At 54.0% G+C, this 26498-nt stretch carries 20 protein-coding genes; 8 read left to right on the top strand and 12 right to left on the bottom strand.

The annotated features are described in order from the left end of the window. Positions 1–75 precede the first annotated feature (75 nt). The 3 genes from tal to ABHF33_RS10700 all read left to right on the top strand — a co-directional run bounded on the left by tal (position 76) and on the right by ABHF33_RS10700 (position 2988). Positions 76–1155, top strand: coding sequence for a transaldolase (tal, locus tag ABHF33_RS10710; protein ID WP_348943961.1), 1080 nt, complete (start codon positions 76–78; stop codon positions 1153–1155). A gap of 358 nt (positions 1156–1513) precedes the next feature. Next, the gene (locus ABHF33_RS10705; protein WP_157314280.1) at positions 1514–2140 is read left to right on the top strand and encodes an AAA family ATPase; all 627 of its coding nucleotides are present in this window, start codon (positions 1514–1516) and stop codon (positions 2138–2140) included. Positions 2141–2211: 71 nt separating this feature from the next. Further along, the gene (locus tag ABHF33_RS10700) at positions 2212–2988 is read left to right on the top strand and encodes a hypothetical protein (RefSeq protein ID WP_348943960.1); all 777 of its coding nucleotides are present in this window, start codon (positions 2212–2214) and stop codon (positions 2986–2988) included. Here the strand turns inward: ABHF33_RS10700 and ABHF33_RS10695 are convergent. The 5 genes from ABHF33_RS10695 to ABHF33_RS10675 form a co-directional block, all read right to left on the bottom strand. Further along, positions 2985–4616, bottom strand: a complete 1632-nt coding sequence (locus ABHF33_RS10695) for a phosphoethanolamine transferase (RefSeq protein ID WP_348943959.1) — start codon at positions 4614–4616, stop codon at positions 2985–2987. The two genes, ABHF33_RS10700 and ABHF33_RS10695, sit on opposite strands and share 4 nt — an antisense overlap. 104 nt (positions 4617–4720) lie before the next feature. Further along, on the bottom strand, positions 4721–5443 hold the full coding sequence (locus ABHF33_RS10690) for a phosphatase PAP2 family protein (RefSeq protein ID WP_348943958.1): 723 nt from the start codon (positions 5441–5443) through the stop codon (positions 4721–4723). Between the two features lie 118 nt (positions 5444–5561). Next, the gene (locus tag ABHF33_RS10685; RefSeq protein WP_348943957.1) at positions 5562–6818 is read right to left on the bottom strand and encodes a sensor histidine kinase; all 1257 of its coding nucleotides are present in this window, start codon (positions 6816–6818) and stop codon (positions 5562–5564) included. Continuing rightward, positions 6811–7509: a response regulator transcription factor gene (locus tag ABHF33_RS10680; RefSeq protein WP_348943956.1), complete on the bottom strand. Its 699-nt coding sequence runs from the start codon at positions 7507–7509 to the stop codon at positions 6811–6813. The genes ABHF33_RS10685 and ABHF33_RS10680 overlap by 8 nt, the downstream gene beginning before the upstream one ends. Positions 7510–7688: 179 nt before the next feature. Beyond that, a complete protein-coding gene (locus tag ABHF33_RS10675; protein ID WP_348943955.1) occupies positions 7689–9665 on the bottom strand; it encodes a glycosyl hydrolase family 18 protein in 1977 nt (658 codons plus the stop codon). A 604-nt stretch (positions 9666–10269) separates the two neighbouring features. On the opposite strand from ABHF33_RS10675, the gene ABHF33_RS10670 reads away from it, so the two are divergent. Beyond that, on the top strand, positions 10270–10428 hold the full coding sequence (locus ABHF33_RS10670; RefSeq protein ID WP_348943954.1) for a hypothetical protein: 159 nt from the start codon (positions 10270–10272) through the stop codon (positions 10426–10428). Between the two features lie 269 nt (positions 10429–10697). On the opposite strand, the gene ABHF33_RS10665 is transcribed toward ABHF33_RS10670, so the two are convergent. Next, positions 10698–13607 carry a glycosyl hydrolase family 18 protein gene (locus ABHF33_RS10665; protein ID WP_348943953.1) on the bottom strand — a complete coding sequence of 970 codons (2910 nt, stop codon included), beginning with the start codon at positions 13605–13607 and terminating at the stop codon, positions 10698–10700. Between the two features lie 1084 nt (positions 13608–14691). Between ABHF33_RS10665 and ABHF33_RS10660 the strand changes: the two genes are divergently transcribed. After that, positions 14692–15291: a 6-pyruvoyl trahydropterin synthase family protein gene (locus tag ABHF33_RS10660; RefSeq protein WP_348943952.1), complete on the top strand. Its 600-nt coding sequence runs from the start codon at positions 14692–14694 to the stop codon at positions 15289–15291. 164 nt (positions 15292–15455) lie between these two features. Here ABHF33_RS10660 and ABHF33_RS10655 read toward each other — a convergent pair whose 3' ends face one another. From ABHF33_RS10655 to ABHF33_RS10635, 5 genes are all read right to left on the bottom strand, one after another. Further along, entirely contained in the window at positions 15456–16559 is a 1104-nt protein-coding gene (locus ABHF33_RS10655) for a VanZ family protein (RefSeq protein ID WP_348943951.1), read from the bottom strand. Positions 16560–16757: 198 nt separating this feature from the next. Beyond that, positions 16758–17825, bottom strand: a complete 1068-nt coding sequence (locus ABHF33_RS10650; RefSeq protein WP_348943950.1) for an ABC transporter substrate-binding protein — start codon at positions 17823–17825, stop codon at positions 16758–16760. A 167-nt stretch (positions 17826–17992) separates the two neighbouring features. Then, a complete protein-coding gene (locus tag ABHF33_RS10645; RefSeq protein WP_157314290.1) occupies positions 17993–18769 on the bottom strand; it encodes an ABC transporter permease in 777 nt (258 codons plus the stop codon). After that, positions 18759–19688: an ABC transporter permease gene (locus tag ABHF33_RS10640; RefSeq protein ID WP_348943949.1), complete on the bottom strand. Its 930-nt coding sequence runs from the start codon at positions 19686–19688 to the stop codon at positions 18759–18761. Before ABHF33_RS10640 ends, ABHF33_RS10645 begins: the two co-directional genes overlap by 11 nt. Positions 19689–19700: 12 nt before the next feature. After that, positions 19701–20789: an ABC transporter ATP-binding protein gene (locus ABHF33_RS10635; RefSeq protein ID WP_348943948.1), complete on the bottom strand. Its 1089-nt coding sequence runs from the start codon at positions 20787–20789 to the stop codon at positions 19701–19703. Between the two features lie 233 nt (positions 20790–21022). Here ABHF33_RS10635 and ABHF33_RS10630 point away from each other — a divergent pair, with 233 nt between their 5' ends. The 3 genes from ABHF33_RS10630 to ABHF33_RS10620 are packed head-to-tail and all read left to right on the top strand — an operon-like array spanning position 21023 to position 24973. Then, a complete protein-coding gene (locus ABHF33_RS10630; RefSeq protein ID WP_348943947.1) occupies positions 21023–22387 on the top strand; it encodes an HD-GYP domain-containing protein in 1365 nt (454 codons plus the stop codon). A 4-nt stretch (positions 22388–22391) separates the two neighbouring features. Beyond that, positions 22392–23651 (top strand): putative bifunctional diguanylate cyclase/phosphodiesterase, encoded by a 1260-nt coding sequence (locus ABHF33_RS10625; RefSeq protein WP_348943946.1) that lies wholly within the window; start codon positions 22392–22394, stop codon positions 23649–23651. A 2-nt stretch (positions 23652–23653) separates the two neighbouring features. Next, positions 23654–24973, top strand: coding sequence for a deoxyguanosinetriphosphate triphosphohydrolase (locus ABHF33_RS10620; RefSeq protein ID WP_348943945.1), 1320 nt, complete (start codon positions 23654–23656; stop codon positions 24971–24973). A 519-nt stretch (positions 24974–25492) separates the two neighbouring features. On the opposite strand, the gene waaC is transcribed toward ABHF33_RS10620, so the two are convergent. After that, the gene (gene waaC / locus ABHF33_RS10615; protein WP_348943944.1) at positions 25493–26437 is read right to left on the bottom strand and encodes a lipopolysaccharide heptosyltransferase I; all 945 of its coding nucleotides are present in this window, start codon (positions 26435–26437) and stop codon (positions 25493–25495) included. Between the last annotated feature and the right edge of the window lie 61 nt (positions 26438–26498).

Genomic DNA, 26498 nt, shown 5'->3' with positions numbered 1-26498 from the left:
ATGCCCCATGTCATTGAGATGCCTAGCCCAAAGCTAACGCAATTCGCCTACTTCACCGCATCAGAGGTCTTCACTATGAGCAGAATCGCCGCAATTAAACCTTTCGGTCAACGTATTTGGTTGGACAATCTTTCCCGTGATCTACTGAAATCAGGCGAACTCGCTCGCCTGATCTCTGAAGACGACATCGCTGGCGTGACTTCAAACCCGGCGATTTTCTACAAATCGATTTCGTCTGACCCGCTCTACACTGGCGATCTGGCCGAGCTGAAAAAGCAGGATCTGACTGCCGAACAACGTTACGAAGCGCTGGTAGTACCAGATATTCAAGCCACTTGCGATCTGACTCGTGCAATGTACGACGCGACCAATGGTCTGGATGGCTACGTGAGCCTGGAAGTATCACCCACGCTGGCGAACGACGCGCAAGGCACCATCGACAACGCCAAACGTCTGTGGGCAGCGATCAATCGCCCGAACGCGATGATCAAAGTACCGGCCACCGACGCTGGCGTGATTGCTTTTGAAGAGCTGATCACTTCAGGCATCAACGTCAACATCACGCTGATGTTCAATCTGAAACACGTTGATAACGTCTTGACCGCCTACATTCGTGGTCTGGAAGCGCGCGCTGCGGCGGGTCTGCCTGTCGATAAAGTTCAAGCCGTTGCCTCGGTCTTCCTGTCGCGCGTTGATAGCCTGATCGACCCGCAACTGGACGCCATCGGCACACCAGAAGCGCTGGCTCTGCGCGGCACGGTCGCTAAATCATTCGTTAAAGTGGCTTACCAGCACTACAAAGGCTTGTTCCAGGGCAGTCGTTTTGCCGCGCTCAAAGCACTGGGCGCCAATCCGCAACGTCTGCTGTGGGCGTCAACCGGCACCAAAAACAAAGCCTACAACGACGTAATGTACGTTGAAGACCTGATCGGGCCAGATACTGTCAACACCGTACCGGACGCTACACTGGCGCTGTTCCGCGACCACGGCAATGCAGCCAACACGCTGGAAACCGGCACCGATGCAGCGGTACAAACTTTGGTGAAAGTGCGTGAACTGGGCATCAACTACAACCTCGCTGGCGAGCAGTTGCAAGTTGATGGCTTGAAACAATTCGACGAAGCCTTTGCCAAATTGCTGGATCTGACCAAATAAGTAGGCAGACAAAAGTTTCCGCCCATCGTTGGCTCGCCTCGCTGTACTACTTGTACTATCTTCGGCTTCGCCGCCTTGTTCGGAAATTTTTGCTCAGTTACTTAATTGGCCACCTTCCAAAGCAAAGCCCCGCCAATGTGCGGGGCTTTTTTATACCCGGAGTATGTATTGCCACGTAGAAAATATTCTGCAATCGCTACGGCCATATACCCCCAATACAATTGATTTGCAACGACGCAACAAATCACGATGCGTCACAATTCTTTCACCGATTAGTCATAATTTAACCAAACTGTCACATTAAAACTGACAATCTCTGCCATAATTAATGCCGCTTTTTGTTCCGGCCTTATGATTTATGCGCAAGATTCTGATCGTCAATCCCAAAGGGGGCAGCGGCAAGTCAACCTTGTCGACTCATCTGGCCAGCTGGTTTGCCTGGCAGGAAGCCAAAGTGATGCTGGGCGATCTGGACAAACAGCACTCCAGCCACCACTGGCTCGATTTGCGTCCGGCGCATCTGCCGCAAATTGCCCGCTGGGAAATTGGCGATGACCACATCGCGCGCCCGCCCAAGGGCAGCCAGGTCGCCGTACTCGATACACCAGCCGGTTTTAGCGGTAATAAACTGAAAAAAGTGCTGAAAATCGTCGATCACGTCATTGTGCCGATTCAGCCTTCGGCGTTTGATCTATGGGCCTGCGCCGATTTTTTTGAAGAGCTGGCCGAAACCAAGGCGGTGCGTCAGGAAGACGTCCAAGTCGGCGCTGTGGGAATGCGGGTGAATGCGCGAACCCAGGCGGCCAACCCGCTGCCCGAATTTCTGCGCAAATACGATATTCCGCTACTCACCTGCGTGCGTGACACCCAGCTCTACAATCAGACCATCCAGCGCGGCATGAGCATTTTTGATCTGCCGCACAGCAAAACCCAGCGCGACCGGGCCGAGTGGCAAGCGCTGATTGACTGGGTACTCAAACGCTAGGCTCCGGAATCTGGCAGCCTGAAGCGCAATCGACGTTATAATCGGCTGCTTTCCAGCTTTTAAAGACGCCCATGCTCAGTGCGCCCCACCTCCAGTTGATCGAACAAGCGCTGGCCCGCAGTCCGGCCCGGGTGCTGGCTGTTGCCCTTGGCGATGAGACGGTAATTATCAAACGGCAGGAAAGCCGGGCTCGCCCGCTGGCGTATCGCGCGCTCAATCTAGCCGCCCGTATGCTGGGCCAGCCTTTGCTTTGTGCCGTACCCGCTTATGGTGGTGCGGCGGGTCAGGCCACCGAAGTGCGCCGTTTGCAGGCCTTGCAGGCCGCTGGCGTTGCGGTACCCAGCGTGCTGCATATTGCGCCAGACTGGATTGCGCTGAGCCACGCTGGCGAGCATTCGATTGATCATCTGCTCAGCCGCAGTCAGGAGCCTCAATTGGCGATCTGGGAAAGTGCACTGGCCGCGATTCTGGACGCGCACCGCAAAGGGCAGGTGCTCAGTCAGGCTTTTGCCCGCAATATTCATCGCCATCAGGGCCAAATAGTTTTCATCGACTTTGAAGATGACCCCACCGAGGTATTGAGCCAGGAGCAAGCACAGGCAAGGGATTGGCTGCTATACCTGCATTCAACGGCCTATCTGCTACAAGCCGACCGCCAGATTCTGGCGCAACGCCTGCTCCCCTTTCTGCATCAGGACAGTGCTGCCGTACAAGCGCTGATTTTCAGCAGCGCGCGCAGCCTGGGCTGGCTGCGCCATCTGCCGCGCCAGCGCAAGCCGTGGGGCCGTGACGTGATTTCACTACAAAGCGCGGCAGCAGTCATGCATGCGCTAGGATCTATCAACTAGTGCTCAACGCGCCGCTGGCAGCTGGCAAATAAATCCAGCTGCGGCTGGTAAAGCTGCGTTCTAACGTCGAGCAAGCCGAGCATCGAATGAAACAGATTGTCGTGCGAGTAGCGCTGGCCTGCATGTTGCTGCAGGCAGCGCGCATCAAGGCCGCGGCTTTGCTGATAGGCGGATGAAAACCACATCAGCGCCGGAATATGCGTCTGGAAGTCCGGCGCAATCACATAGGGCGAGCCATGCAGGTATAGCCCTCTTTCCCCAATTGATTCGCCATGGTCAGACAGATACACCATGGCGGTATCAAGTTTGCTCTCGTTGTGTTGCAAGGTGCGGATCAGGCTGGCCAGCACATGGTCGGTGTAGAGCAAGGTATTGTCGTAGCTGTTCATAATCTCGCCCTGCGTGCAGCGATCGAGCTGATTGGTCGTGCAGGCGGGCTGAAAACGTGCAAACGGCGGCGGGTAGCGTTTGTAATACGCCGGGCCGTGGCTACCCATCATATGCAGCACCAGCACGGCCGATTGCTGCCCCTGGCTGACCTGATCAATTTTGGCTTGCAGGTTTTGCAGCAGCATTTCGTCCCAGCATTCGCCATCGCGGCACAGCGCCGGATCGGGCCGCGCACTCGTTTGCTCATGCGGCACACGATCACACGCGCCCTTGCAGCCCGACTGATTATCACGCCAGCTCACGCTCAAACCCGCACGCTGCATGATATCGAGCAAGCCCTGATGGCTCTTGCCTTTATCATCCGAATAATCGCTGCGCTCGAACATTGAAAACATGCACGGTACTGACACGGCGGTATCGGTGCCGCAGGAATGAAAATCCGGATAATTGATCAGCCCGGCGATTTGCTTGAGCTCGGGATTGGTTTCGCGCTCGTAACCATTGAGCGAGAAATTGGCCGCACGCGCGGTTTCGCCGACCACCAGCACGGTCAGGCTGGGGCGCTGCGTCTTGGCCCAGCTGGCTCCCAGCCGGGCATCTTCACCCACCGCCTTGACCTCAACTGGGCTTAATGCCGCGCTATTGCGCAAATATTTGGACGTGGCTTGCAGGTAATTACTTGGCGTGAGGACATAGCGCAATTCACGGTGATTACGAAAAACCGAAGCAAAATCCTTGTAATACCCCGCAGCAATCACACCCAGTAATAAAAGGGACGCCAGCAAAATCCCCGATTTGATCTTGGCTTCATTTTTAAATGGCCGAAAATCAATTCGCACGCGCCACAGCCAGGCGGCAGGCAAAGCCCCCAGCAGCAGCAGATAAATCAGCAGCTTGAAGCTGAGTAAATCCCGCGCCTCGGCATGATTGGTTTCAAAGGCGTTCTGGATCATTTCCGCATTAATCATTACCCCGTATTGCGACATGAAATACACAATAAACGGCGTAATGAGCAAAATGGCCGTCAAAACCGGTTTAAAAACATAAGGCACGGCAATCAGCGTCAGGATGGCATTAAAGACCAAAAACAGAAATGCAAAGCCAATGCCGATAAACAGCCACGCGCCCACCGTAGCCGGCTGCTGGACGGCGATGAATTTTTGCCAGAACACCATATTGCAGGCGCTTAATAAAAACAGCACCAGAATGGCGGTGACTCGTTCACTACGCAAGATCATGTGAAGACCTATTTAAGAAGGGTTTCTTTGCTGAAACAGACATCGGAACACTATGCCCACGGCAAGCTTAAGACCCGGTAAAGAGCAGCTAAGCAAGGCAGCAATCAGCATGGGGTTTCCGCCGTTTTTTGGCGGGGTATAGGCGGGTAAAGCAGATACAGCAAGAGCAGAACCAGCCATACCCACCAGAGTGTCCACAGGTTATGCGAGAGAAAATGCGCGCCGCGCATCATTTGCCCCCAGCCCATCACGATGCCCAAGCCCAGCGCCAGTACCAGGCTGCGCAGCGCCCAGCGCGGCTGCTCATCCCGCAGCGCAAAGTAAAAAGCCAGCAGTGAAAAGCCGCCCGAAGCATGACCGCCAGGCAAGCAGCGTCCGGGGCTTTGCCCGATGGGCAAATCGGCAAACAAAGGCAATAGCGGTGCCTGACCGCCAAACAGATTCAAATCCCAGGGGCAGGCATGAATGCTGTTGCGCTTGAGGATTTGCACCACCAGCGCCGACAGGGCCAAACCGAGCAGAATCCAGATCATGCGGCGGCGATAAGGCAGCAAACTGCTGGCAAAAAATGGCCCGCCAAAGCGTGCACACAGCAGCAAGGCCAGCAGCGATAGCGGAATAAACCACAGCGCGCTTTTCAGCCCGGTATGCATCACCGCGTTCAGGAAAAAGTTATTTCTCAGCGCAAACTGATGCTGCACGCCATCGTAGTAAGGGCTGATGAGCGCCAGATCCCACTGCTGCGGGTAAACCCAGAGCAACAGGGCCGCCAGCAACGCTGGGAACAGCAGATGTCCAAGATAAAAAGCCGGAGATAAACGCCGCATCGCACACGCACCGCAGTAAAAACGGCAGCTTAGCGAGTGGCGTGTGAGGATTTCGGCAGGATTGTGTGAGGGTTTTGTGAGGGCGTAGTGTTAGGGTTGGTTAGCTTGAGAATTTGATTCAGTTTTGCTCCAGAGCGAGCTTCGCGGCAATGCCGATCTGCACCCGGGTGCCCTGCCCCGGCTGGCTATCAATCCGCCACTCCCAGCCCATCGCAGCGCAAATGCGCCCAACGATGGCCAAACCCAGCCCAAAACCATCGGGCAGACGGCTGGCCCGCTCAAAAGTATGCTGCACACGGTGCAAATCATTGTCGGCGATGCCCACGCCGGTATCGGCAATACTCAGCACGCCGTCTTGCCAGTCGATCACAATCTGGCCGGATTGGGTATAGCGCAGCGCATTGCTGAGCAGATTATCCAGCAGCATTTTCAGCAAGGCCGGGTCAGCGTCGATCGCCAGCTCGGCAGCGATGCAATTGTTGCGCACAATCTCGCCTTTCTGCGCGGCAAACTGCTGCAGGGATTCAGCCACGGCAGCATGCAGATTGACTCTTTGCAGCTGGCTGGCGTGCAGATCGCGGGCCAGAAACAGCAAGGCGCTCAATCTGGCCTGCATTTCATCGGCTGCCGCTTCGATGTGCTGCACGCGCTGCAAATCCGTAGCGGATAAAGCGGACAATTCACGCAGTAGCTCGGCGCTGGTACGGATGCGTGTGAGCGGCGTGCGCAACTCATGGCTGGCGTGCGCGGTAAATTCGCGCTCGCGCTGCAAGAGCTGGGCTTTTTCCAGCCGGTGCGCATGAATGGCCTGCGCCAGCACGGCCACTTCGTCGTCGTGCGCGGCATCCAGCGGCAGTGGGCAATCATGCTCGACAGCATGCGCCAGCGCCGATAGCTGCTTGAGTATGGTTCCCGCCAGCACATGCCCGATGACCCCGGCCAACAAAGCCAGCACGACTACGGCAACGCCAACGCCCAGATAAATGGTCGCCAATCGCTCCTCATGTCGGGCGGTGTCATACAGCACGTACAGGCGCTCACCGCCGTATTCGCGAATGCCAACATGAAATTCATGCGACTGCTCGTAATATTCACTATTGCCCACAGCCAGCGCGGCGACTTCGGCCGGCAAGCCCGGCGGCAATTGCCCGATGGGGGCGTGATAAAACTCCAGATTTTGCGGCAGCACGATGCTGCCCTGTATTGGCCATTGTGATTCAATCCGGTTGAGCGCGGTATTGACCACTTCGTCAATCAGCGCCTCTTCGCTCTCTTCGGCCGACATCAGCAAAGAGGCCGCCAGCGCCAGCAGCGAGCAACAGCTAACCATAAATAGCACCAGTGTCATCCGGCGGCGCAAGCTCATTTTATGCATGCGGCTCCCCCGCCGGATCGATCAACATATAGCCACGGCCATGCACGGTTTGCAGCGGGCTGAGCCCATCCGGCATGGATAAGGCGCGGCGCAATTGCGACAGGTGATAACGCAGCGGATCGCTGCTTTCCTGCGCTTCTCCCCAGAGCGCACGCTCGAGCTGGTCACGCGTAAACAGCGTATTGGGGCGCGAGAGCATGACCTGCAGCAGCAACTGCGTTTTGGGCGGCAATTTAAGCGGTTGCCCTTGCCAGAATACCTGCCCTGTATGGGGCTCAAACAGAATCTGCCCACAGCGCAAAGCTTGCACCAGCAGCTGGCCGTTGGCGCGTCGCAGCAGCGCCTTGATGCGCATTTCCAGCTCTCTGAGCGAAAATGGCTTAAGCAGATAATCATCCGCCCCAGCGTCAAAACCGGCTTCCTTGTCGGCCAGCGTATCGCGGGCGGTGAGGATCAAAATGGGCAGATTCAAGGCCAGCTCGGCACGGATATGCCGCGCCAGACTCAGGCCGCCCATGCCGGGCAAACCCAGATCAAGCACCAGCAGGTCAAACGGCTGGCTGGCCAGCAAATGCAGTGCAATCCCCGCATTGGCCGCGGCATCAGGCATAAAGCCCCTCGCCTGCAGAAAGTCATAAATATTGGCGCTAATCTGGGCATCGTCTTCAACGATTAGAATTTTGGCACTCATGCTGGCTCCATCGACAGATCAGCAGTGTAGCGCTTTTTAGCGCGTTCAATACATTACCCATGTATTGCCATGCAGGACAAGCAGGTAGATACCTAGCAATACATACCCCTAGTCACAACTGAGCGTATGAATAAAAAAAGCCCCCTCAAATGAGGGGGCTTTCGTAGCAGTGAGTCAGCTTATTTAGCTGCGCCCATTGCTTTAGTCAGTGTTGCGTTGCTGTCATCGCCGTCCAGAGACCAGCTGAATACACCGCCCAGACCTTTGTTTTTACCGTACTGAACTTTAGTACCGATTACTTCTGGTGTGTCATAAGACCAGAAAGTAGAACCGTCGAATTTCCAAGACTGTTTGGTCGTTGGGTGAACAAAGACGTTACCCGCTGCATTTTTCAGTACTTTGTAGTCTTCGATACCGGCTTCGTAAGTACCACGAGCTGGTTGAGTCGCTTTCTGGTACAGACCGTTGTTCGCGTTAGTCACGCCAGTCCAGCCACGGCCATACTTAGGCACGCCCAGAACCAGTTTCTTCGGATTCACGCCAGCGTTGATCAGTTGGTTAACTGCATCATCGGTGTTGTAGAACGATACGAGGCTGCGATCACCGTAGCAAGTGTCGCCAGCTTTGCCGCTGCACTTGTACGTTGGGTTAGTTGGATCTGCGTACAGATGCGACTGGAAGTCGGTAGGACCTTGAGCAGCCCAACCACCGTTGTAGTCGTAAGTCATCATGTTAATCCAGTTGAGGTAACGGCTGTACTCGCGTGGTTCAGTCATGTCGATCTTGTCTTTACCTACACCGATCGCCACAGTCAACAGGTACTCTTTCTTGTTCGCAGCAGCCAACTCATCGATCTGTTTGCGGAACTCAGCCAACAGCAATGTGAAGTTCTGTTTGTCAGCTGGCGATACAGTGTTGTATGGCTGGCCAACTACACCTGGGAATTCCCAATCGATATCGATACCGTCGAAGATGTTAGGTGCAGAGCCTGGGCCACCGCGACCATCCAACGTTGGCAAGTTGCCTTTGAGGTAGATGTCGATACACGATTTAACCAGTTGTTTACGCAAGCCATCCGTTGCAGCCGCTTTAGAGAACCACTTAGACCAAGTCCAGCCACCCAGAGAGATGAACAGTTTGGTGTTAGGATATTTTTTCTTGTAGGCTTGGAATTCACGGAAGTTACCCGCCAGTTTGTCGTCCCACTTGATCGCATCAGAAGCATCAACACGACGTTTAGCAGTCAAACCAAAGTCAGCCCAAGCATCGCCACCAGTACCAGCGCCTGGTGCGTTCGCATCAGTTGCACCTGGTTCGAGTTTGTTAACGATACCGCACTCGTAGCCGCCGTTTTTCTCGTAGATGTTACCGAAAGCGTAGTTGATGAAGGTCAGGTGAGCAGCTGCACCAGAGCTGATGATGTCAGCGACTTGGTAGTCACGGCCATACACGCCCCACTGCGTGAAGTAAGAACCCACTTGCGCAGAAGATGGTGCTGGTACTTCTTGGCCTGGAGCCAGAGTAGCCAATGGTGTTGGCGTTGGTGCTTGTGTTGGCGCTACAGTTGGAACTGCAGTTGGCGCTGGTGTCTGACCAACTGGTGTTGGCTCAGCAGTTGGTACGGCAGTTGCAGCTGGGCCGCAATCGCCTTCAAGTTTCCATGGGCCCCACTGGTCAGTTGCAGAAGGCGCTTGACCTTGTGTCCACCATTTAGCAGAGAATTTTTTGCCGTTGTATGAAACAACTTTACCGCCAGTGTAGGCAGCAGTTGCATTCCAAGCTTCAGCATTGTCACAACCTGCTACTGGGCCAGTTGTTGGCGCTACTGTAGGTGCAGCGGTTGGCGCAACAGTAGGAGCAACTGTTGGTGTTGCGCTGCCAACTGGTGTTGGAGTTGGCGCAACAGTCGGAGCTGGAGTCACGCTAGAGCCAGAAACTGCTTTCCACAGCGTTGGGGTAGCAGCTGGATTCCAGTTTGCACCAACATAAGCTGTGTGAGTTACCAGAGCTTGGTAGTCTTTACCAGAGTAAGAAACTACTGCGCCAGCATTGTAGGTAGTGCCTTCTTTCCATGCATCAGCTGCATAAGAGAAGCTAGCAACTGCCATCATGGCAGCAGGGATTGCAGCTACAGCAAAACGATTAAAGTGCGACATAAAGGGTCTCCATCCTCATTTATTTGGCATCACTCGCGCAATGCAATTGGTACTAACCAGATCAGGCAACTCGTCAGTTATTTGAAAGTATTTACTGATTCGAGCCATCTATCCATCGCCTCTCAATCGGTATCGAGCTGCGTTGGTGTCTATTAATCTCCAAAGCGTTTTCCTTGTCAACACCCTTTTTTTCATTTTTTTTGCCCCCCGCAAAAAGAAGCTGGGCACTAGGGAGAAATACTACAAACTACATAAATCCCACCATTGTGCGACGCACAAACATTGCCGACTAAATCACAAAAACCCCCATTTTAAATAGCGTATATAGATATTGCATCGCAACATTAGCGCATGATTATGTAACAAATTCTGTTTTGTTATGTAGTTAATAGTCGATAAACTACACAAAAATTTTGCTGATTTTGTGTTGTCCATGCGATTTTTCAAAATGTTGGTCAAAAAATATACTTTCAAATAATTGACCAAAAATTTTCAACCCGGAAAGCTTTCTCCGCTTACATAAAAAAACCACCCGGAATTAAATCAGATATTTTTCGTCAGCAAGTGGTATTACCCAATGCAACAAACTTCCATCAGACCCGCAATGACATACAGACAGGCCAGACACCGGACAGAAATCAGCCATCGCTCTGCCAGTGATCACTGCTACACGCAGGCCATCGACTTGAAATCAATGAAGAAGCATCATTCATTCAGTTACATCACACCAGAAATCATCATGCAGAATGCGATTGGCATTTGACCTGGGCAAGGCGCAATACCAGCAACAGAGAATCCATTCTTCGGACCGGAGAACAACGAGGCTGTGCGGGTTACACAGAGGGGAAATCATCGCCAGAGCTGAGTGCAGCCCGGCAAAGAACACGGTAGCAAAGGCAGCTACATATTATTGCTTTAGCCATCGACGGCGCGGCTCACCTGAGCAACACAGGCATAAAAAAACGCCGCGAATCAATCGCGGCGTTTTGATCAGGCTTGACTCACTAGTCCTAAGACAGAGCGAGTAAAGTCTTAGCGTTTAACTCCGTATACTTTGCCGTTTGGCAGAGTCAGAGTTACGTTGGTTGGTACTGGCATTGGCATGAAAATACGCATACCAATGGTGATGGTTTTACCTGGACCGAAGTCAGTTACACCCCACGTTGTACCTACAGTGCCTTGCTTCAGTTGGTAAGCTGGACGATGGAAGGCATTTGGCAGACCACCTACGTTACCGACTTTGTTAGAAGCCACTGTTGCAGACCAAGTACCACCACTGTAGATATCAACCAGATTCTCGATACCTTTACCCGCTGGTGGAGCGTATGGTTTCAAGAACTCAACTGTTGATGAAGTCAGCGGAGTTGATGGCGCTACGTCGAACGCAACTTTCGCACCAGTCAGATCAACATTTGAATTGTTTTTCAATTTCAAACCGATCTGGATTGGGTAGTTATCTTCACCTTTTGGCAAGAAACCAACCAAGTCTACTGATACATCCAGTGTCTCAGCTGGCTGAACGAAAGCTTCGTCGCCTGCTTTGATACCGTATGGCGTTGCATTTTTCAGCATCGTGCCGGCCAGTGAAGTCAGCGTGCTACCGAAGTAGTAGTGACCCAGACCATTCTGTGCTGGTGTGCTGTAGTCACCTGCCAGCTCCCAGAACATGATACCGCCAGCGCCTTGATCGATTGCGTACTGAACTTTCGCTTTGAACGATTTTTCATTTTCAGTCGACAAGAACACTTTGGTCGTTGGGTTCCACAACCAAGAAGACTGAGCGATGTCATCGTAGTTTTCTACGTAAATGCCACGAACTTTAGATTCAGGCTTGCTCAGGTCATGGCCATAGATACCAACGTATGGTGTTGGCAAGCCATCACGCAAGTTGTTGGCGTGCCACAGCGGGTTAGCACCGGCAAACATTTCTTTACCATCAGCGCCAACGTCAAACCACAGATTGTCGATACCTTGTGCACCAAAGCCGCATGGAGCGCCAGCTTTCGGGCTCAAAGCGTCTGAACCTAGGTTGCCGCCAGTGCCGGTGTAGCAAGTTTTCTGATCGGCAACAGCTGCAGTACCCCACAGACCATTAGTACCGCCAGTTACGTTTTGCCAGCCGCGAGTGTAGTAAGGCAGACCGATATTGATACGACCACCTGCTAATGCAGTGCGGAAGTATTTGTATGACCAGTCGATGTTCAGGTAACCCTGAGCGTTGTAGTACTTGCCATCACCTGCAGTGTCGTAGATCTTGGCATCAGCGATTTCGCTGTCTTTACCAGTATCGTACAGCGCTGCATTGTGACCTACGAAGTGATTCCATGCGCCATGCAAGTCATAGCTCATGATGTTGACGTAGTCGAGGTATTTGAGGGCTTGGAAGCCTTCGAAACCACGCAGCAGGTAGCCAGACGAAGGAGAAGCAATCGTCAGCATATAGTATTTGCCTTGAGCAGCAGCGGCTTTATCCAACTCCAGACGCAGAGTCTTCATCAAAGCCATGTAGCCGTCCCACAACTTGCCGCGATGTTTGTTCGCGATCTTCCAATCGTCTGGGCTACCAGCGTCAGACATTGAAGTTGGGTATTCGTAGTCGATATCGATACCGTTCAGGCCGTATTTCACCACGAATTCAGCAGCTGATTTCGCGAAGGTGTCGATGCGGTCTTGACGAACTGCACCAGTTACTTCGTCCACAGTCAGCGAGTAGAAGCCACCGCTAGCAACGCGTTTGCCATCTTCACCGAAGTAACCGCCGGTTTCAGCCCAGCCACCTACTGACAGCAACAGCTTAACGCCTTTAGCGTCAGCGTGCTTATTCAGCATATTGAAGTGACCTTTGTATGGCAGGCTTGGATCCAGTGCGTATTTAGGACCTTTAGAATCCCAGTTCATGCCAGTTGCAGCATTGCTTGGGCTATCAGCACCAACTGATACTTTCCAGTTCTGGTCGATATGCGCAAATGCGTAGTTCACGTGAGTGATGTCGTTCCAAGGCACATCGGCAGCCAAGTATGCAGGCTGACCGTTGGCGCCATTACGCCAGCTAGTGAAGTAACCGATACTGCGGCGTTTCATGCCATTGGCCAGTTTTTCACGACCAGCTGCGTCGTAAGCATCACAGTATGGCACGTTCGCAACTTCAGACACCAAGCCTGTTGGACGGCACTGATCTTGGCCGCCAACTACTGGAGGTGTCGCTGTTGGTGTAGGTGTTGGGCCAACTGGTGTCGCTGTAGGCGTCACAACTGGCGTTGCAGTTGGAGTTACAACTGGCGTTGCCGTTGGTTTGATCGTTGGTGTTGGCGTTGGGCCAACTGGCGTCGCTGTAGGCGTCACAACTGGTGTTGCAGTTGGAGTTACAACTGGTGTTGCCGTTGGTTTGGCCGTTGGCGTCGCAGTTACAACAGGCGAAGCGGTTGGTGTTGGCGTTGCGTTTGTAGTGCTGCACTCGCCTTCATATTTCCAAGGGCCCCACTGGTCAGCAGCAGAAGGCGCCTGGCCTTGCGTCCACCATTTTGCAGAGAATTTTTTGCCGTTATAAGCAACAACCTGAGCGCCAGTGTAGGCAGTCGTTGCATTCCAGGCAGCCACATTGTCACAACCGGCCACTGGGCCTACTGGCGTTGCAGTAGGAGCCGCTGTTGGGGCTGCAGTTGGGCCTACTGGCGTAGCCGTTGGCGCAACAGTCGCTTGTGGTGTAGCAGTTGCCGTCGCAGCGCCAACCAGTTTCCACAGTGTTGGTGTGGTATCAGGGGTCCAGCCAGCACCAACATAGGCAGTGTGTGTCACCAAAGCAGAGTAATCACTGCCTTTGTGGCTCACAACCGTGCCAGCGCTGTAGGTAGTGCCTTCTTGCCACGCAGGCGCTGCATAAGCATAAGCAGCGAACATTGCGACTGGCATAGCAGCAAGTGCAAGACGATTAATACGGGACATTAAAGTCTCCTCCGATTTATAAATGGCATTGACGCTAGGAGTTAAGTGGTCTTGACTGCTAGGCGCCTGCTTGTCACCCTTTTGTAAGAATTGGGTGATTCTCTACGCTAGACCTGTTCACCAAAAAGCAAACCAGTACCAGTGAGAATGATTAATCACCATGCCGTTTTTCTTGTCAACACCCCATTTTTCGACTGTGAAGTACTGCACGTAGCAAAATTTCATCCGACTACAAAATCAGAATCAAACCCATCAACAACAAATGTTGCAGCGCAACATAAAATCGGCAATTTAATGATTTTTATAGGTTTTATTGCAGCATAAAAAATGCTGCAATACATCATTAGCATCATCTGATGTAGGATAGACAGAAAAAAACAGGTAGTTTCAAGCGAAAATTTAATTAAAAAAAAGACACTTTCAATCCGCTTCACCAGCGCGGCCTGATGGCCCTTCACGGCAGCAAAATTAAAATTTACTGGAAACTTTCTCTTTTGCTTTCCCTAGGGTTTCTACTTATACGTCAAAATGGCTGTCAGCATAGTGGTATTAGAAAATGATGAAATTCTCACGCCATCACCCTATCGCTGGTCCTACGCACATCGCCTGGCTCGCCGATGAATCAGCAAGGAAAAATAGCCAGAGCGTTAGGCTCTGTGGACGTTTGGTTTGCGAGTCGCGTTTGTGCTGGTTTTGGCCTGAAACAAGGAGCAAAGCCTGATACATAGTCATTCTATGTGAAGGTTTTGCAACGCAGTGTCAGGCCAAAAACGGCCAAACCCTCTGGGCTGGACGCTTTTCGCGGCGACTCTGCGTTGTTCCGTGCTCACATAGCTGGCTATGTGTCGCACAAAACGCCTTGATTCGCCGCGAAAATCGCGCCAGCGCGACCGTAAACCAAACGTCCACAGAGCCTAGTGCCCATCTCTCGCATGTATATATACATCGCGATCTACACCTGGCTTCATCGAAAAATTCGCTCCAGCGCAATGGCAAATCCATCGTCAACCGACCCTAGGACAATCTCGGCTTGCCCGAATCCGGAGCATCTGATAAAACCGTGCCTCAAGCTTGGAAATGAAAAATGCTGATTCGTAAACTGTTTAAATTTGAAAATGCCCACATCGTGCGCAACTGCTCTTCCGAGCGCTGCCGCACGTCGATTCACGGCCACAGCTATAAGGTGGAAGTGTTGCTGGAAGCCACCGCACTCGATCACGGGCAGATGGTTTATGACTTTGGCCTGATGAAGGGCACGATACGCGATGTGATCGACGCTTTTGATCATGCCGTGTGTTTCTGGGATCGTGATGACGCCGAATACATCCGGCTGTGCAAACAGTTTTCGGCTCGCTGGATTTCCATGCCGGTTTCGCCGTCTGCCGAGCAATTTGCCCGCCTGTTTTTCGTCGTCATTGACCAGATTCTGGCGCAAACCATTATGGCCAACGGCGAAGCCGACGTGCGTTTGCATTCAATTATTGCGCACGAAACCGACACCGGCTACGCACAGGCTTTCCGCGAAGACGCCTACAACCCCAGAATGGGGCTGATCGCGCTGCAGGATATTGAATTCTCGGCGCAATGCCAGCAGGAATGGCATGACCCGCTGATGTATCAGAAGCTGCTGACCGCCGGCCAATTTAACAATCCTGCCGTACCCCTTCAAGTGCAGCCCGAATAGAGTATAGGCCTGCAACTTAATCTGGATATATTCTGCAGAGCAATACCCTAGCAAGCAAATCCAAGAAGGACAGAGGGAAAAACAGCACAAGGCTTCAAGCAGGAATCAGGGGGTTTGGGCGGCAGGTACACCACCTTGAAAGGCATGACACAGAACGCGCAGCCCTACTCGTTGGCCCCCGAGTCGCCGAGCAAAAAGCAGATCAGCAAGGCCAGTGCACCAAACGGCCAGATATCGCCAATCACCTGAGCCAGCCCGCTAAAGTGCTGTAAATGCCCGTACTGCCACTTGAACAGCGGCAGAGTGGCCGATAGTTGCGGGCTTAATGGCCAGATCATGCTCACCACCGTCGCCAGACTGAGGCAGGCGACCGCCAAAATTGCCCGATAGCGCCGCCGTAAAGTCCAGGCAGCCAGCAAAATCAAGCTGCCACACAGCCCGCCCAGCACGATATTCAGATTAAGCCAGACAAAAAACTGCTCGGGTTTGAGCAGCATGCCGGCAAAAGCCATTTTCAGCGCCAGCGCGAGGCCTAGTACCAGACTGATCACGCGCGGAATATCGCGCCCGTACGCCAGCAGCACCGACACATACAGGCCCACCCCCGCCAGGTTGAGCATCATGCCGCCCGCTTCGAGCAAGCGTAGAAATAGCGCCGCATCAGCCATTGGCGCAACAAAGGGCTGTGGTAAGCCACGCGGCTCGACCACGACGCCCAGATAAGGCTGCGTCGGGTCAAGCTGCGACACAAACCACAGCACCAGCCAGACCAGCCCCCACTCCATCACCCGGCCTGTGGCCAGATATTCATGTCGGAAAATCAGCCAGCGATGTACCCAGCGGCGGCTGCGCAAAATCAGACCGATCACCACTCCTATCGCACCACCCAGCGTATTACTCAGAATATCCAGATTGGACGCCACACGCCCGGGCAGAAATTGCTGCAAAAACTCGACGCCCGATGAAACCAGCGCGCAGCAGAGTAAAGCCAGCAGCGAGGCCAACATGCGTCGCCGGAACATCAGCACCAGACCAAACCCGAGCGGAATATAGGCCAGCACATTAATCGCATTGTCAAAAACGGTGGCGTAATACGGCAGCGGATAGCTGAAAAACGCCAATACCGGCTCGCCAGTAAAGCGCCAATTGCTAAACGGGAACAGGCTGACAATCAGCACCACCAACAGCGACACCAGCACAAAAAACGGCGAAATGCGGGTCGGTTCAGCCTGGCGTGCCAGATAACGGATCGGAGTAAGACGGGGCATAGGGGCGGTTGAAGTTGGCTTGATGAATTCCTATGAATTCCGTTTGTGCTGACGGTGATCTGAGACCAGTTAGGGCTGAAATCCATCCCAAAGCGAATGATACCGCCATAGATGCCAGCATTCAGCCAGCCAACCCGGCATCGACAATCCCAAGGGATTTCAGTAAAAACGGGGGCTTTCGCCCCCGCTCTTTGCCGATTACTTGGCCGTTTTAACTTGAGTCCACATCCGGTTCAAATCGCGCAGTGCTTTGCCTTCCAGTGCAGTCAACTGCTGCAATTTCTTCATCTGCTCGGCCGATGGGAAGACCGCCGAGTTCTGCTTCATTTCCGGCTTCACGAACGGTGCAGCTGCCGCATTCGGTGTACCCGTACCAATCATATTGGTCAGCTCGGACGCGTTTTTACCATCGAGCATAAAGTTGACAAACTTGGCGGCCAGATCAGGGCGCGGGGCAGTTTTGAGCACCACCATGCTATCGAGCGACAAGGTATTGCCTTCTTTTTGCAGGCCATACGCCACACCAAAATTACGTTTGGCCGCTTTGGCGTCGATATTGGCCTGGAACATATCGCTCGAATAGCCGTGCGCTACCCAGATATTGCCCAGCGTCAGCTCCTTGATATAGCTCTGACCATTGAATGCCGCCCAGAATGGCTTGGCTTTGATAATGGTTGCCTGCGCTTTTTTCCACTCTTCCGGCTTGGTCGAATTGGCCGAGTAGCCGTTATACATCAGCGCGGCCGCAAAGACTTCACGGCTGTCGTCCAGCACAGTGACCTTGCCTTTGATTTTAGCCAGCACGGCCGGGTCAAAAATAATCGCCCATGAAGACGGGTTGATTCCCAGCTCTTTGATTTTTTTGTCGTTGTAGCCAACCAGCGTGGTACTGAATGAATATGGCAGAGAGTATTTATTACCCTGATCAAACTGGGTATTCATAAAGGCCGGGCTGACATTTTTGGCGTTTGCCAGTTTGCTTTTGTCCAATGGCTGCAGCAGGTTCTGCTTGATCATCGGCGGAATCGCAAAGCCGGTCGGAATCACAACGTCATAGCCTTTGGCACCGGCTGCCAGCTTGGCCAGCATTTCTTCCATTGCGCCGTAGTAGTCTTGCACTACGCGGCATTTGCAGCTTTTCTCAAAATTCTTGACGGTTTCCGGGGCAATATAATTATTCCAGTTGTACAGGTGCAGCACATCTTCAGCCTGGGCGGTATGAACCGTACCGGCAGCCAGCATCAAGGCCAATAATACTTTCTTCATTTGGTCACCATTATTTGGATGGAAAATTGAATCTGGGCTACCCCAAGAGCCCAGAATTATGCCATGAAAACCCGGCCGGGCTTTTCAATTGTGATCCCTTGTGTGTTTTTCCGACACCCAATAAAAAGCAGCGCCGAGGCGCTGCTTTTTATTGCCAGATCAGTCACTTACTCGGCACGCAGCGCACTGGGCGCCAATTTGCTCGCCAACAGAATCAGGCACAATGTCAGTACCATCAGCAAGGTGGAGACCGCGTTCACTTCCGGCGTCACGGCGATGCGGATCATTGAATAAATCTGCAATGGCAGCGTCGATGCCCCCGCGCCCGCGGTAAAGAAGGTAATCACGAAATCGTCAATCGACAGCGTAAAGGCCATCAGCGCGCCAGCAATAATCCCCGGCATAATCAGCGGCATCGTCACCAGACGGAAGGCCTGCACTGGCGTCGCACCCAGATCACGCGCGGCCTCAACCAGCGATTCGTCCATCCCCTGCAGGCGCGAGCGAACGACAATAGCGACAAAGCCGATACAAAATGCGATATGCGCCAGCGCCACCGAGACCAGACCCAGCGTCATATTGAGCATCACGAAGAAGATCAGCAAAGAGACGCCCATCAAAATCTCGGGAATCGCAATCGGCGTCAGCACCAGCAGCGGCAACAGGCGCAGCTTGTATTTATGCATCGCCAGTCCAGCCAGCGTGCCCAGCACCGTCGCGCACACACTGGTGACAATCGCAATCAGCAGTGAGTTGCGCGCCGCGACCAGCATCTGCTCATTCTTGAATAGCATGTCGTACCATTTAAAGGTAAAGCCTACCCACTCGGCATTGAGCTTGGAATCATTAAATGAGTACACCACGACAATAATCAGCGGTACGTACAGAAATGCATAGGCCAACAGCGCTGCGGCCCAGAGCCATTTGGATTGTTTAGAGTGCATTGCGCTTGCCTCCCCGACCAATCAACGCAGCCATACCGGCCAGTAGCAATACCGCCAGCGTCAGCATAATCGACAGCACCGAGCCAAACGGCCAGTCGCGACTATCGAGGAACTGCTGCTTAATTAAGTTACCAATCATGATTCCGTCGGTGCCGCCCACCAGATCGGGCACGGCAAACATGCCCAGCGCCGGAATAAACACCAAGGCTGCACCTGCCCATACCCCCGGGAGGGATAGCGGCCAAGTGATCTTCCAGAAACGCTGCCAGCCCGATGCCCCCAGGTCTTGTGCGGCATCAAGTAGCGCCATATCGTGCTTTTCCAGATTGGCGTACAGCGGCAGCACCATAAACGGCAGGTGCACATACACCAGCACAATAATCACTGCCACATGGCTAAACATCAGTTGCACCGGGCCAATGCCGATCAGGCCCAGCGCCTGATTAATCGCCATACTGAAATAGCCCTGCGGGCCCAGAATAATCATCCACGCGTAAACGCGGATCAGGAAGTTACTCCAGAACGGCAAAATCACCAGCAGGATCATCAGATCACGGTATTTTTTCGGGCTACGCGCAATCAGCCACGCCAGCGGATACGCCATCGCCAGACAAATCAGCGTGGTAATCCCGGCGTACCAGAACGATTTGGCAAACAGCTCGACATAAATCGAGTCGGTAAAAAACAGGCCGAAGTTTTCAAACGTCAGGTAATCGCGCCAGTTTTGCGCATTCACCAGCAGCTCGTTCGCGCCCGTGTCCGGGTTCACACCGATCAGCGGCAGCAAGCCACCGTAATCCTCAGGAAAACGAAACGCCGCGAAAGCCATGATCAGCGATGGAATCGCAAAGAAAATAATCAGATAGAGCAGCGGTGGCCCGGAAATGAGCCACTTATTAATTCGGTTGCTTTTCGACATGACCGCCCGTCCTTAGGCCAAGATGAAATGGCCAGCGTCAAAGCGCCACGCCAACTCAACCAGATCATTGTCATCAAAGAATTTCGCCCGACCCGGTGCAGAATTCGGCAGCATGGTTTCCACCAGCATGCCGTTATCCAGCTCGACGATATAAATCGTCACATCGCCCAGATACAGGCAATCGTGCACCTTGCCTTTGAAATGCACTTCGTCGGCGTCGTCACTTGGCAACGTCGCGCCGAGTTTGATTTTTTCTGGCCGCACGGTCAGGCAACCACCTTGCCCCACTTGTGCGCCCGCCACGGGCAAGGTTTCAGCAATACCGACGCCGGCAATTTCAATCTGCATCCGGTCGCTGCTGATCGATTTCACTGTCGCATCAAGCAGGTTGCACTGGCCGATAAAGTCGGCGACAAAACGGCTTTTTGGGTAGCTGTAAATCGTTTCCGGCGCGTCCAGCTGCGCCACTTCGCCCTTGTTCATCACCGCAATGCGGTGCGACAACGCCAAGGCTTCGCCCTGATCGTGCGTAACATAAACAAAGGTAATGCCAACTTCTTTTTGCAGATTGATCAATTCGATCTGCATTTCTTCGCGCAATTTGGCGTCCAGCGCCGATAGCGGCTCGTCGAGCAGAAGCAGACGCGGGCGATTGACCAGCGCGCGCGCAATGGCGACACGCTGGCGCTGACCGCCGGAAAGCTCATTCGGATAACGCGTGGCAAACTGACTAAGACGAACGTCTTCCAGCACTTCGGTCACGCGGGTTTTGATTTCGTCGGCGGCGACATTCGCCATTTTCAGCGGGAAGGCGATATTCTGCGCCACCGTCATGTGCGGAAACAGCGCGTAATTCTGAAATACAGTATGTACCGGGCGTTTTTCCGGTGGCACAGCGGCGACATTGACGCCATCGAGGACAATCTCGCCCGAATCGGGCTGCTCGAAACCAGCCAGCATGCGCAGCAATGTGGTTTTGCCGCAACCGGATGGCCCCAATAATGTAAAAAATTCGCCCGCCTCAACCGAGAGGCTAACGTGGTTGACCGCCGTAAAATCACCGAAGCGTTTAACGACATCCCGAATCTCTAGCAGCGCCATGATTATCCTCACGAAAAAGCCGCGCCATTTTAGCAAACTACCACGCGCCAAGGGGGGGAAAATTTGCTCGCCCGATCTGCACTAAACGCACCCACACACGGATTTACAGCAAAAATAGATTTGGGTCATCGCCACTCAAGCATGAGTTGGCCTAAAATAAGGCTTTGCTTGGGTGGCGTATATGCAGGCGTCACGCCAGTGGCATTATTTTTCTTCATTAATTGGCGCCCATCTTGGAAACTCGTGTTCACGTTCTTGATTTAAAAGCGGGGCTCTACGTCACCGAGCTGGACAGGCCCTGGCTGGATACGCCCTTTTTGCTGCAAGGCTTTCTAATCGAAACCCAGCAGCAGCTTGAACAATTGCGCGAGCATTGCGAATATGTCACGGTTGATCTGAATCGATCATCAGGGGGTATGTCCAACTGGATCTACTTATCCAACAGCCACAGCCAGATACCCACCGGATTTGATACCCCAGCGCTGAGTGCGCTGATTCAGTCTCCGGTCGAAGAAAAAGAACGCCGCGAGCGCATCAATGTCTTAAAAGAACTGCGGCGACTTTTTTCCGCGCTGTTTTCGTCCGGCAGCAAGCCAGGCCCGAGCTCACGCCGGGTAGAAATACCGATCATCCTGTACGAGCAGGAAGAGCAAGTCGAAATCGAGCTGCCCAAAGCGCAAGCCATCCACAAAGCCTCGCGCGATTTCATGCAGAGCATGATCGAATCGGTGCAGCAGGATTTACACCCCAGCCTTGATGACGCCAATGTGGTGGTCGCCGATCTGGTCGACTCCATCATCCGCAACCCCAATGCCCTACTGCTACTCACCCAGCTGAAAGATCGCGACCAATACAGCTACTCGCACGCCATTGACAATGCCGTCTACCTGCTCGCCTTTGGCCGTCATTTGGGCTATCCGGTTGAGGAGCTGAAAAAGCTCGGGCTGGCCGGGCTGATGCTCGATATTGGCAAGGTACGGCTACCGGCCGAATTACTCAGCCGCACCGGCCGCTATACCCAGGGCGAATTCATGCTGATGAAAACGCATGTGCAGCACAGTCTGGATATTCTGGGTCAGATGGACGCGGTACCCATTGACGTGATCGACATGGTGGCGCGCCACCACGAACGCTACGATGGCAGCGGCTATCCGAACGCCTTGAAAGCCGAAGAAATCGGCATTTTTGGCAGCATGGCCGGGATTGTCGATTGCTTCACGGCGCTGACCAGCGAGCGCAGCTATTCGGACGCCAAGCCTGCGCATGAAGCGCTGCAACTGCTCTATAAATGGAGCGAAAAGTACTTTCACCCGGCACTAGTCGAGCAATTTGCCCAGTGCATCGGGATTTTCCACGTCGGCACGCTGGTGGAATTATCCACGGGCGAAGTCGGCATTGTGATCGGCCAGAACCGGGTACGCAGACTCAAACCCAAGCTAATGATCATTCTGGGTAGCGATAAAAAACCCTATGCCAAACCCCACACACTGGATTTGATCACCAATCCGGCCGGACCCAATGGCCTGCCGATCTCGCTTCGGCGCGAATTATCGCGCGGAGCCTACAATATCGATCCACGCGAATACTTCCTGGAGTAAGACCATGCCGACGCGCCCTGCTCCTGCTGCGCTAATGACCACCCCTAGGCATTTACTCGACGAACTGATTGCCGAAGGGCTAAGCCAGACCGATCAGGACAAAAAAACTGCCGTCATCTATCTGGAGCTGCGCCATCTGCATCCTGGGCATTACCGCGAGCGCTTGCTGGAACTGATGCTCACGCGGCTGCACAGTGTAGTCCGGACGGGCGATTATCTATTCCAGCTCGATTCGCACAGCGCGCTATTGCTGCTCAATCAGCTCAGCGGCGTCAGCCACGCCATGCTGGCCGCCCACCGCGCACAGCAGGTGCTGATGGATGCGCCCACAGACGAGCAAAGACTGTATCCGCAAATCGGCATTGCGCTCGCACCCGATCACGGCAGCGATGGCGAAACGCTGATTGATGCGGCCAAAATTGCGGCACACCAGTTTGCCCACGAGCACATCGGCATTTACGACCCGGATCGCGACTGGCTCGGACAACAGCTGGCGCGGCTGGAAGCGCCGCTGCGCGAAGCCTTGCAGCAGAACAAGTTTCATCTGGCTTTCCAGCCCAAAATCGAGTTGGCCAGCCAGCAAGTAACCGGGCTGGAAGTGCTGCTGCGCTGGGAAAACGAACTGCTGGGCAGCATCTCGCCGTACGAGATTATCAGCGTGGCCGAACATCTGGGCCTGATGGACAGACTGTCGCAATGGGTGATTCAAACTGCGCTGCGCAATTTTGCCCAGTTGCGCCAGCACGGCTACACCGGATCGCTGGGCATTAATCTGGCACCCAATAATCTGCGCGATCCGCATCTGGCTGGCTTTATTTCCAACGCGCTGGCCGTCTGGGGTGTTCCGGCCGAAAAAGTGATTTTCGAGATTACCGAATCGGCGGTGATCGAAGAATTCGATATGGCGCTGCGGCAGCTGGAACACATCAAGGACATGGGCTGCCAGCTGGCGCTGGATGATTTTGGCACCGGCTATTCCTCGCTGTCCTACCTGAAACGCCTGCCGATTGACGAGCTGAAAATCGACCGCAGTTTTATCATGCACCTGACTGAACAGGAAGACGACCGGGCGATTGTGGAAAGCATCATCGAGCTGGCGCACCGACTCAGGCTGCAAGTCACCGCCGAGGGCGTCGAACAAGCCGCTGAAAAAGCGCTGCTCGAGCAATATCACTGCGATGTGATTCAGGGCTTTTTCTACAGCAAGCCGCTGATTCTGAGCGACATGATTACTTATCTGCAACAACAGCGAGCAGCCCGATGAGCATGAACTGGCAACAATTACTCAGCGCCCAGCGTCTGGGCATCACCGAAGACGGCGCTGCAGACATTGAGACTGGCCGCAGCAATTATCACAAAGACCACGACCGCATCGTGTTCTGCTCGCCGTTTCGCCGCATGGGGCGCAAAACGCAAGTCCACCCGATGACCGAGAATGATCATGTACACACACGCCTGACGCACAGCATTGAAGTCGCCTGCGTGGGGCGCAGCCTGGGTGTCATGATCGGAGAACGTTTACAAGGTGAATTGCCTGCGTCTATTACGCCGTATGATCTGGGCGGCATTGTACAGGCAGCGTGTCTGGCGCACGACATTGGCAATCCGCCGTTTGGCCACGCGGGTGAATACGCGATTCGCGACTGGTTTCGCCGCCCTGAGCACGCCTACCTGATGCAGAATCTCAGCCCGTCCGAGCGACGCGATCTGGTGACTTATGAAGGCAATGCGCAGGGTTTTCGCATTATCACTCAGCTGGAAAATCACCGCTTTGAAGGCGGCCTGCGCCTCACCTACGCCACGCTGGGCACCACGCTGAAATACCCGTGGAGCAGCGAATACGCGGGTGGCAAAGGCAAATTCAGTTGCTATGAATCCGAACGCGAGATATTGCAGCAAGTGGCGCAAACGCTGGGCCTGCCCGAGCTGGCACCGGGCAAATGGGCGCGCCATCCATTGTCGTATCTGATGGAAGCAGCGGACGACATCTGCTACGCAATCCTTGATCTGGAAGACGGCATTGAAATCGGCATGCTGCCGTATGAAACCGTCGAGCCGCTACTGATGAAGATTTGCGGCGGCGAGCGCAGCCTGCTCGAGCTGGAAGTGGCCGCCGCCCCGTCCAATCGGCGCAAAATCTCGCTACTGCGCGGCAAGGCGATTGATCGCTGCGTACGCGAGGTGGCCAACACCTTTATGGCGCATTACCAGCGTCTGATGGATGGCTCGTATCAGGGCGACCTGCTTAACGATTGCCCGTACACCATGCGCCAGGGCATCAATGAGGCCAAACAGCTGGCACGTGACCGGATTTTCAACGAGCGGAGAAAGATTGAAATTGAGGTCGGCTCCTTCACCTGCCTCGACATCCTGCTCGACGCCTTCTGCAAAGCCTCATACGAGCTGAAAGTCAGCCCGCACATGCCATTCCGGATGAAACGCGTACTTGATCTGATGGAATATAATGCGCCGAAAAAAGACTGGCCACTCTACGAAACCTACCGCCGCGTCCTCGATTTTATCGGCGGCATGACCGATAACTACGCCACCTACCTAGCCCAGCAGGTGGGCGGCATGGGTAGATAGGGTATACGCACCTAGAGCAATACTATATTGCTGTACATGGCAATACCCTGTAGTCAGCGGTGATGTTCTCAATACCTGTTGATCCGAACCTCGCAGGTGGATCTAGGGCTTGAAATCCCCTGTCGCCCATCGCTGAGGGAGTGGAGCGAGACAAACAGCATTACCGTTTGGCTCGCGACCGACCGAGGCGTGACGTAGCTTGGCAACTTGTTGCCTTAGCGTAGGCCGTGGCCTTAGGCTAGAAGCCCGGAGGGCCGCAGGCGGGGGGCGCCGCTCGATGCTTACTTTCTTTGGGGACGGGGTTACATAACATCCCAAAGAAAGTAAGTCCCCGTCGCGGATTGCGACTGTAAAACATCGCGCCGAAGGCGCTAGAAACGATCAGCACAAATTGAGAACATTGCCTAATCAGCGGTTAGTATTGATTACGCGTAGGATGAATTAGGCCGCCACGATCTTGCTCATAGCGACAAAGGCTTTTCGGCCGCGTACATAATGCGGCCAAATCCAGCCCAGCGGCTAAGTCAGCAAAGCCAGCACGTCTTCTGCCGAAGGCACCCAGCCATTGCCACCAACCGAAAACGCCGCTGGATTCCAGTGTGGATGGTAGGTGGCCGAATTGGTAACGGTATATAGCGCAATCGTAGGTCTGGCAAGGCTTTCAGCCAGATGCGTCATACCGGTATCTACGCCGATCACCCGTTCGGCCCCGGCCATCAAACCCGCCATTTCGGTGATGCTCAAGGCGGGTGCTACTTTGGCCAGCGTAAGAGCCTGCGCCAGCCGCTGGGCAAACTCGTGTTCATGCGGCGCGCCCCAGGGCAATACCGCCGCAATCCCCTGCCCTTCCAGCGCACGCAATACGGTCAGCCAGGATTCGAGCGGCCAGGTTTTCTCGGCCTTGGATGCAGCGTGAAAACACAAGACATAGGGCTGCGCTGGCAACCAGTCCGGCTGAAAATGCGGCGCTTGCAGGCCAAAATCGGGCAAGCCGGACACCGTGTACGACAAAGCCAGCGCCGCATACTGGCGATACCAGTCAATAGCAGGCAAAGCGGCGTCGGGCGACACCTGGCGGTGATAGGCATAACGCGCCACCGGCTCGCCCAGCCGGTAATCGGGCGGGCCGATAATCAGCGCCGAATGCGCCACCCGGCTAAGTAACGCGCTCTTGATCATGCCGTGACAATCGAGCACCACATCGTAGCGCTGCTGGCGCAAGACGCCTAAAGCGTCTTTCAAGGCTTTGGCGGCCTGTCGTAGCGGCATTTTTTTCAAGCCCCGTAGCGGCACAGCAATCACCCGATCCAGCGCCGGATGCATGGCGGGCAAAGCCGCGCATTGCTGATCAACCACCCAGTCGATTTTAACGCCGGGAAAATGTCGCCGGATGTCATTAAGCATCGGCAAGGCAAATAGCACATCACCCAGAGAAGTAATTTTGGTAATCAGGATGCGTTGCATGAAATAAAAGCCATCCAGCAGGGTCAACTCGACGAGTTGCGCAGTTTAACCGACAATCACC

It is taken from the genome of Chitinibacter sp. FCG-7, assembly GCF_040047665.1.
Classification (GTDB): Bacteria; Pseudomonadota; Gammaproteobacteria; order Burkholderiales; family Chitinibacteraceae; genus Chitinibacter; species Chitinibacter mangrovi.
The sequence above is the reverse complement of the archived record's forward strand: the minus strand, read 5'-3'. Positions and strand labels throughout refer to the sequence as shown.

Coding starts and splice junctions, on each gene's coding strand:
- ABHF33_RS10690 (WP_348943958.1), bottom strand. CDS start 5,443: ATGCGGCGTTTATCTCCGGCTTTTTATCTTGGACATCTGCTGTTCCCA.
- ABHF33_RS10655 (WP_348943951.1), bottom strand. CDS start 16,559: ATGCCCCGTCTTACTCCGATCCGTTATCTGGCACGCCAGGCTGAACCG.
- ABHF33_RS10685 (WP_348943957.1), bottom strand. CDS start 6,818: ATGCATAAAATGAGCTTGCGCCGCCGGATGACACTGGTGCTATTTATG.
- ABHF33_RS10695 (WP_348943959.1), bottom strand. CDS start 4,616: ATGATCTTGCGTAGTGAACGAGTCACCGCCATTCTGGTGCTGTTTTTA.
- ABHF33_RS10645 (WP_157314290.1), bottom strand. CDS start 18,769: ATGCACTCTAAACAATCCAAATGGCTCTGGGCCGCAGCGCTGTTGGCC.
- ABHF33_RS10675 (WP_348943955.1), bottom strand. CDS start 9,665: ATGTCGCACTTTAATCGTTTTGCTGTAGCTGCAATCCCTGCTGCCATG.
- ABHF33_RS10640 (WP_348943949.1), bottom strand. CDS start 19,688: ATGTCGAAAAGCAACCGAATTAATAAGTGGCTCATTTCCGGGCCACCG.
- waaC (WP_348943944.1), bottom strand. CDS start 26,437: ATGCAACGCATCCTGATTACCAAAATTACTTCTCTGGGTGATGTGCTA.
- ABHF33_RS10680 (WP_348943956.1), bottom strand. CDS start 7,509: ATGAGTGCCAAAATTCTAATCGTTGAAGACGATGCCCAGATTAGCGCC.
- ABHF33_RS10670 (WP_348943954.1), top strand. CDS start 10,270: ATGACATACAGACAGGCCAGACACCGGACAGAAATCAGCCATCGCTCT.
- ABHF33_RS10650 (WP_348943950.1), bottom strand. CDS start 17,825: ATGAAGAAAGTATTATTGGCCTTGATGCTGGCTGCCGGTACGGTTCAT.
- ABHF33_RS10705 (WP_157314280.1), top strand. CDS start 1,514: ATGCGCAAGATTCTGATCGTCAATCCCAAAGGGGGCAGCGGCAAGTCA.
- ABHF33_RS10660 (WP_348943952.1), top strand. CDS start 14,692: ATGCTGATTCGTAAACTGTTTAAATTTGAAAATGCCCACATCGTGCGC.
- ABHF33_RS10665 (WP_348943953.1), bottom strand. CDS start 13,607: ATGTCCCGTATTAATCGTCTTGCACTTGCTGCTATGCCAGTCGCAATG.
- tal (WP_348943961.1), top strand. CDS start 76: ATGAGCAGAATCGCCGCAATTAAACCTTTCGGTCAACGTATTTGGTTG.
- ABHF33_RS10635 (WP_348943948.1), bottom strand. CDS start 20,789: ATGGCGCTGCTAGAGATTCGGGATGTCGTTAAACGCTTCGGTGATTTT.
- ABHF33_RS10700 (WP_348943960.1), top strand. CDS start 2,212: ATGCTCAGTGCGCCCCACCTCCAGTTGATCGAACAAGCGCTGGCCCGC.
- ABHF33_RS10620 (WP_348943945.1), top strand. CDS start 23,654: ATGAACTGGCAACAATTACTCAGCGCCCAGCGTCTGGGCATCACCGAA.
- ABHF33_RS10625 (WP_348943946.1), top strand. CDS start 22,392: ATGCCGACGCGCCCTGCTCCTGCTGCGCTAATGACCACCCCTAGGCAT.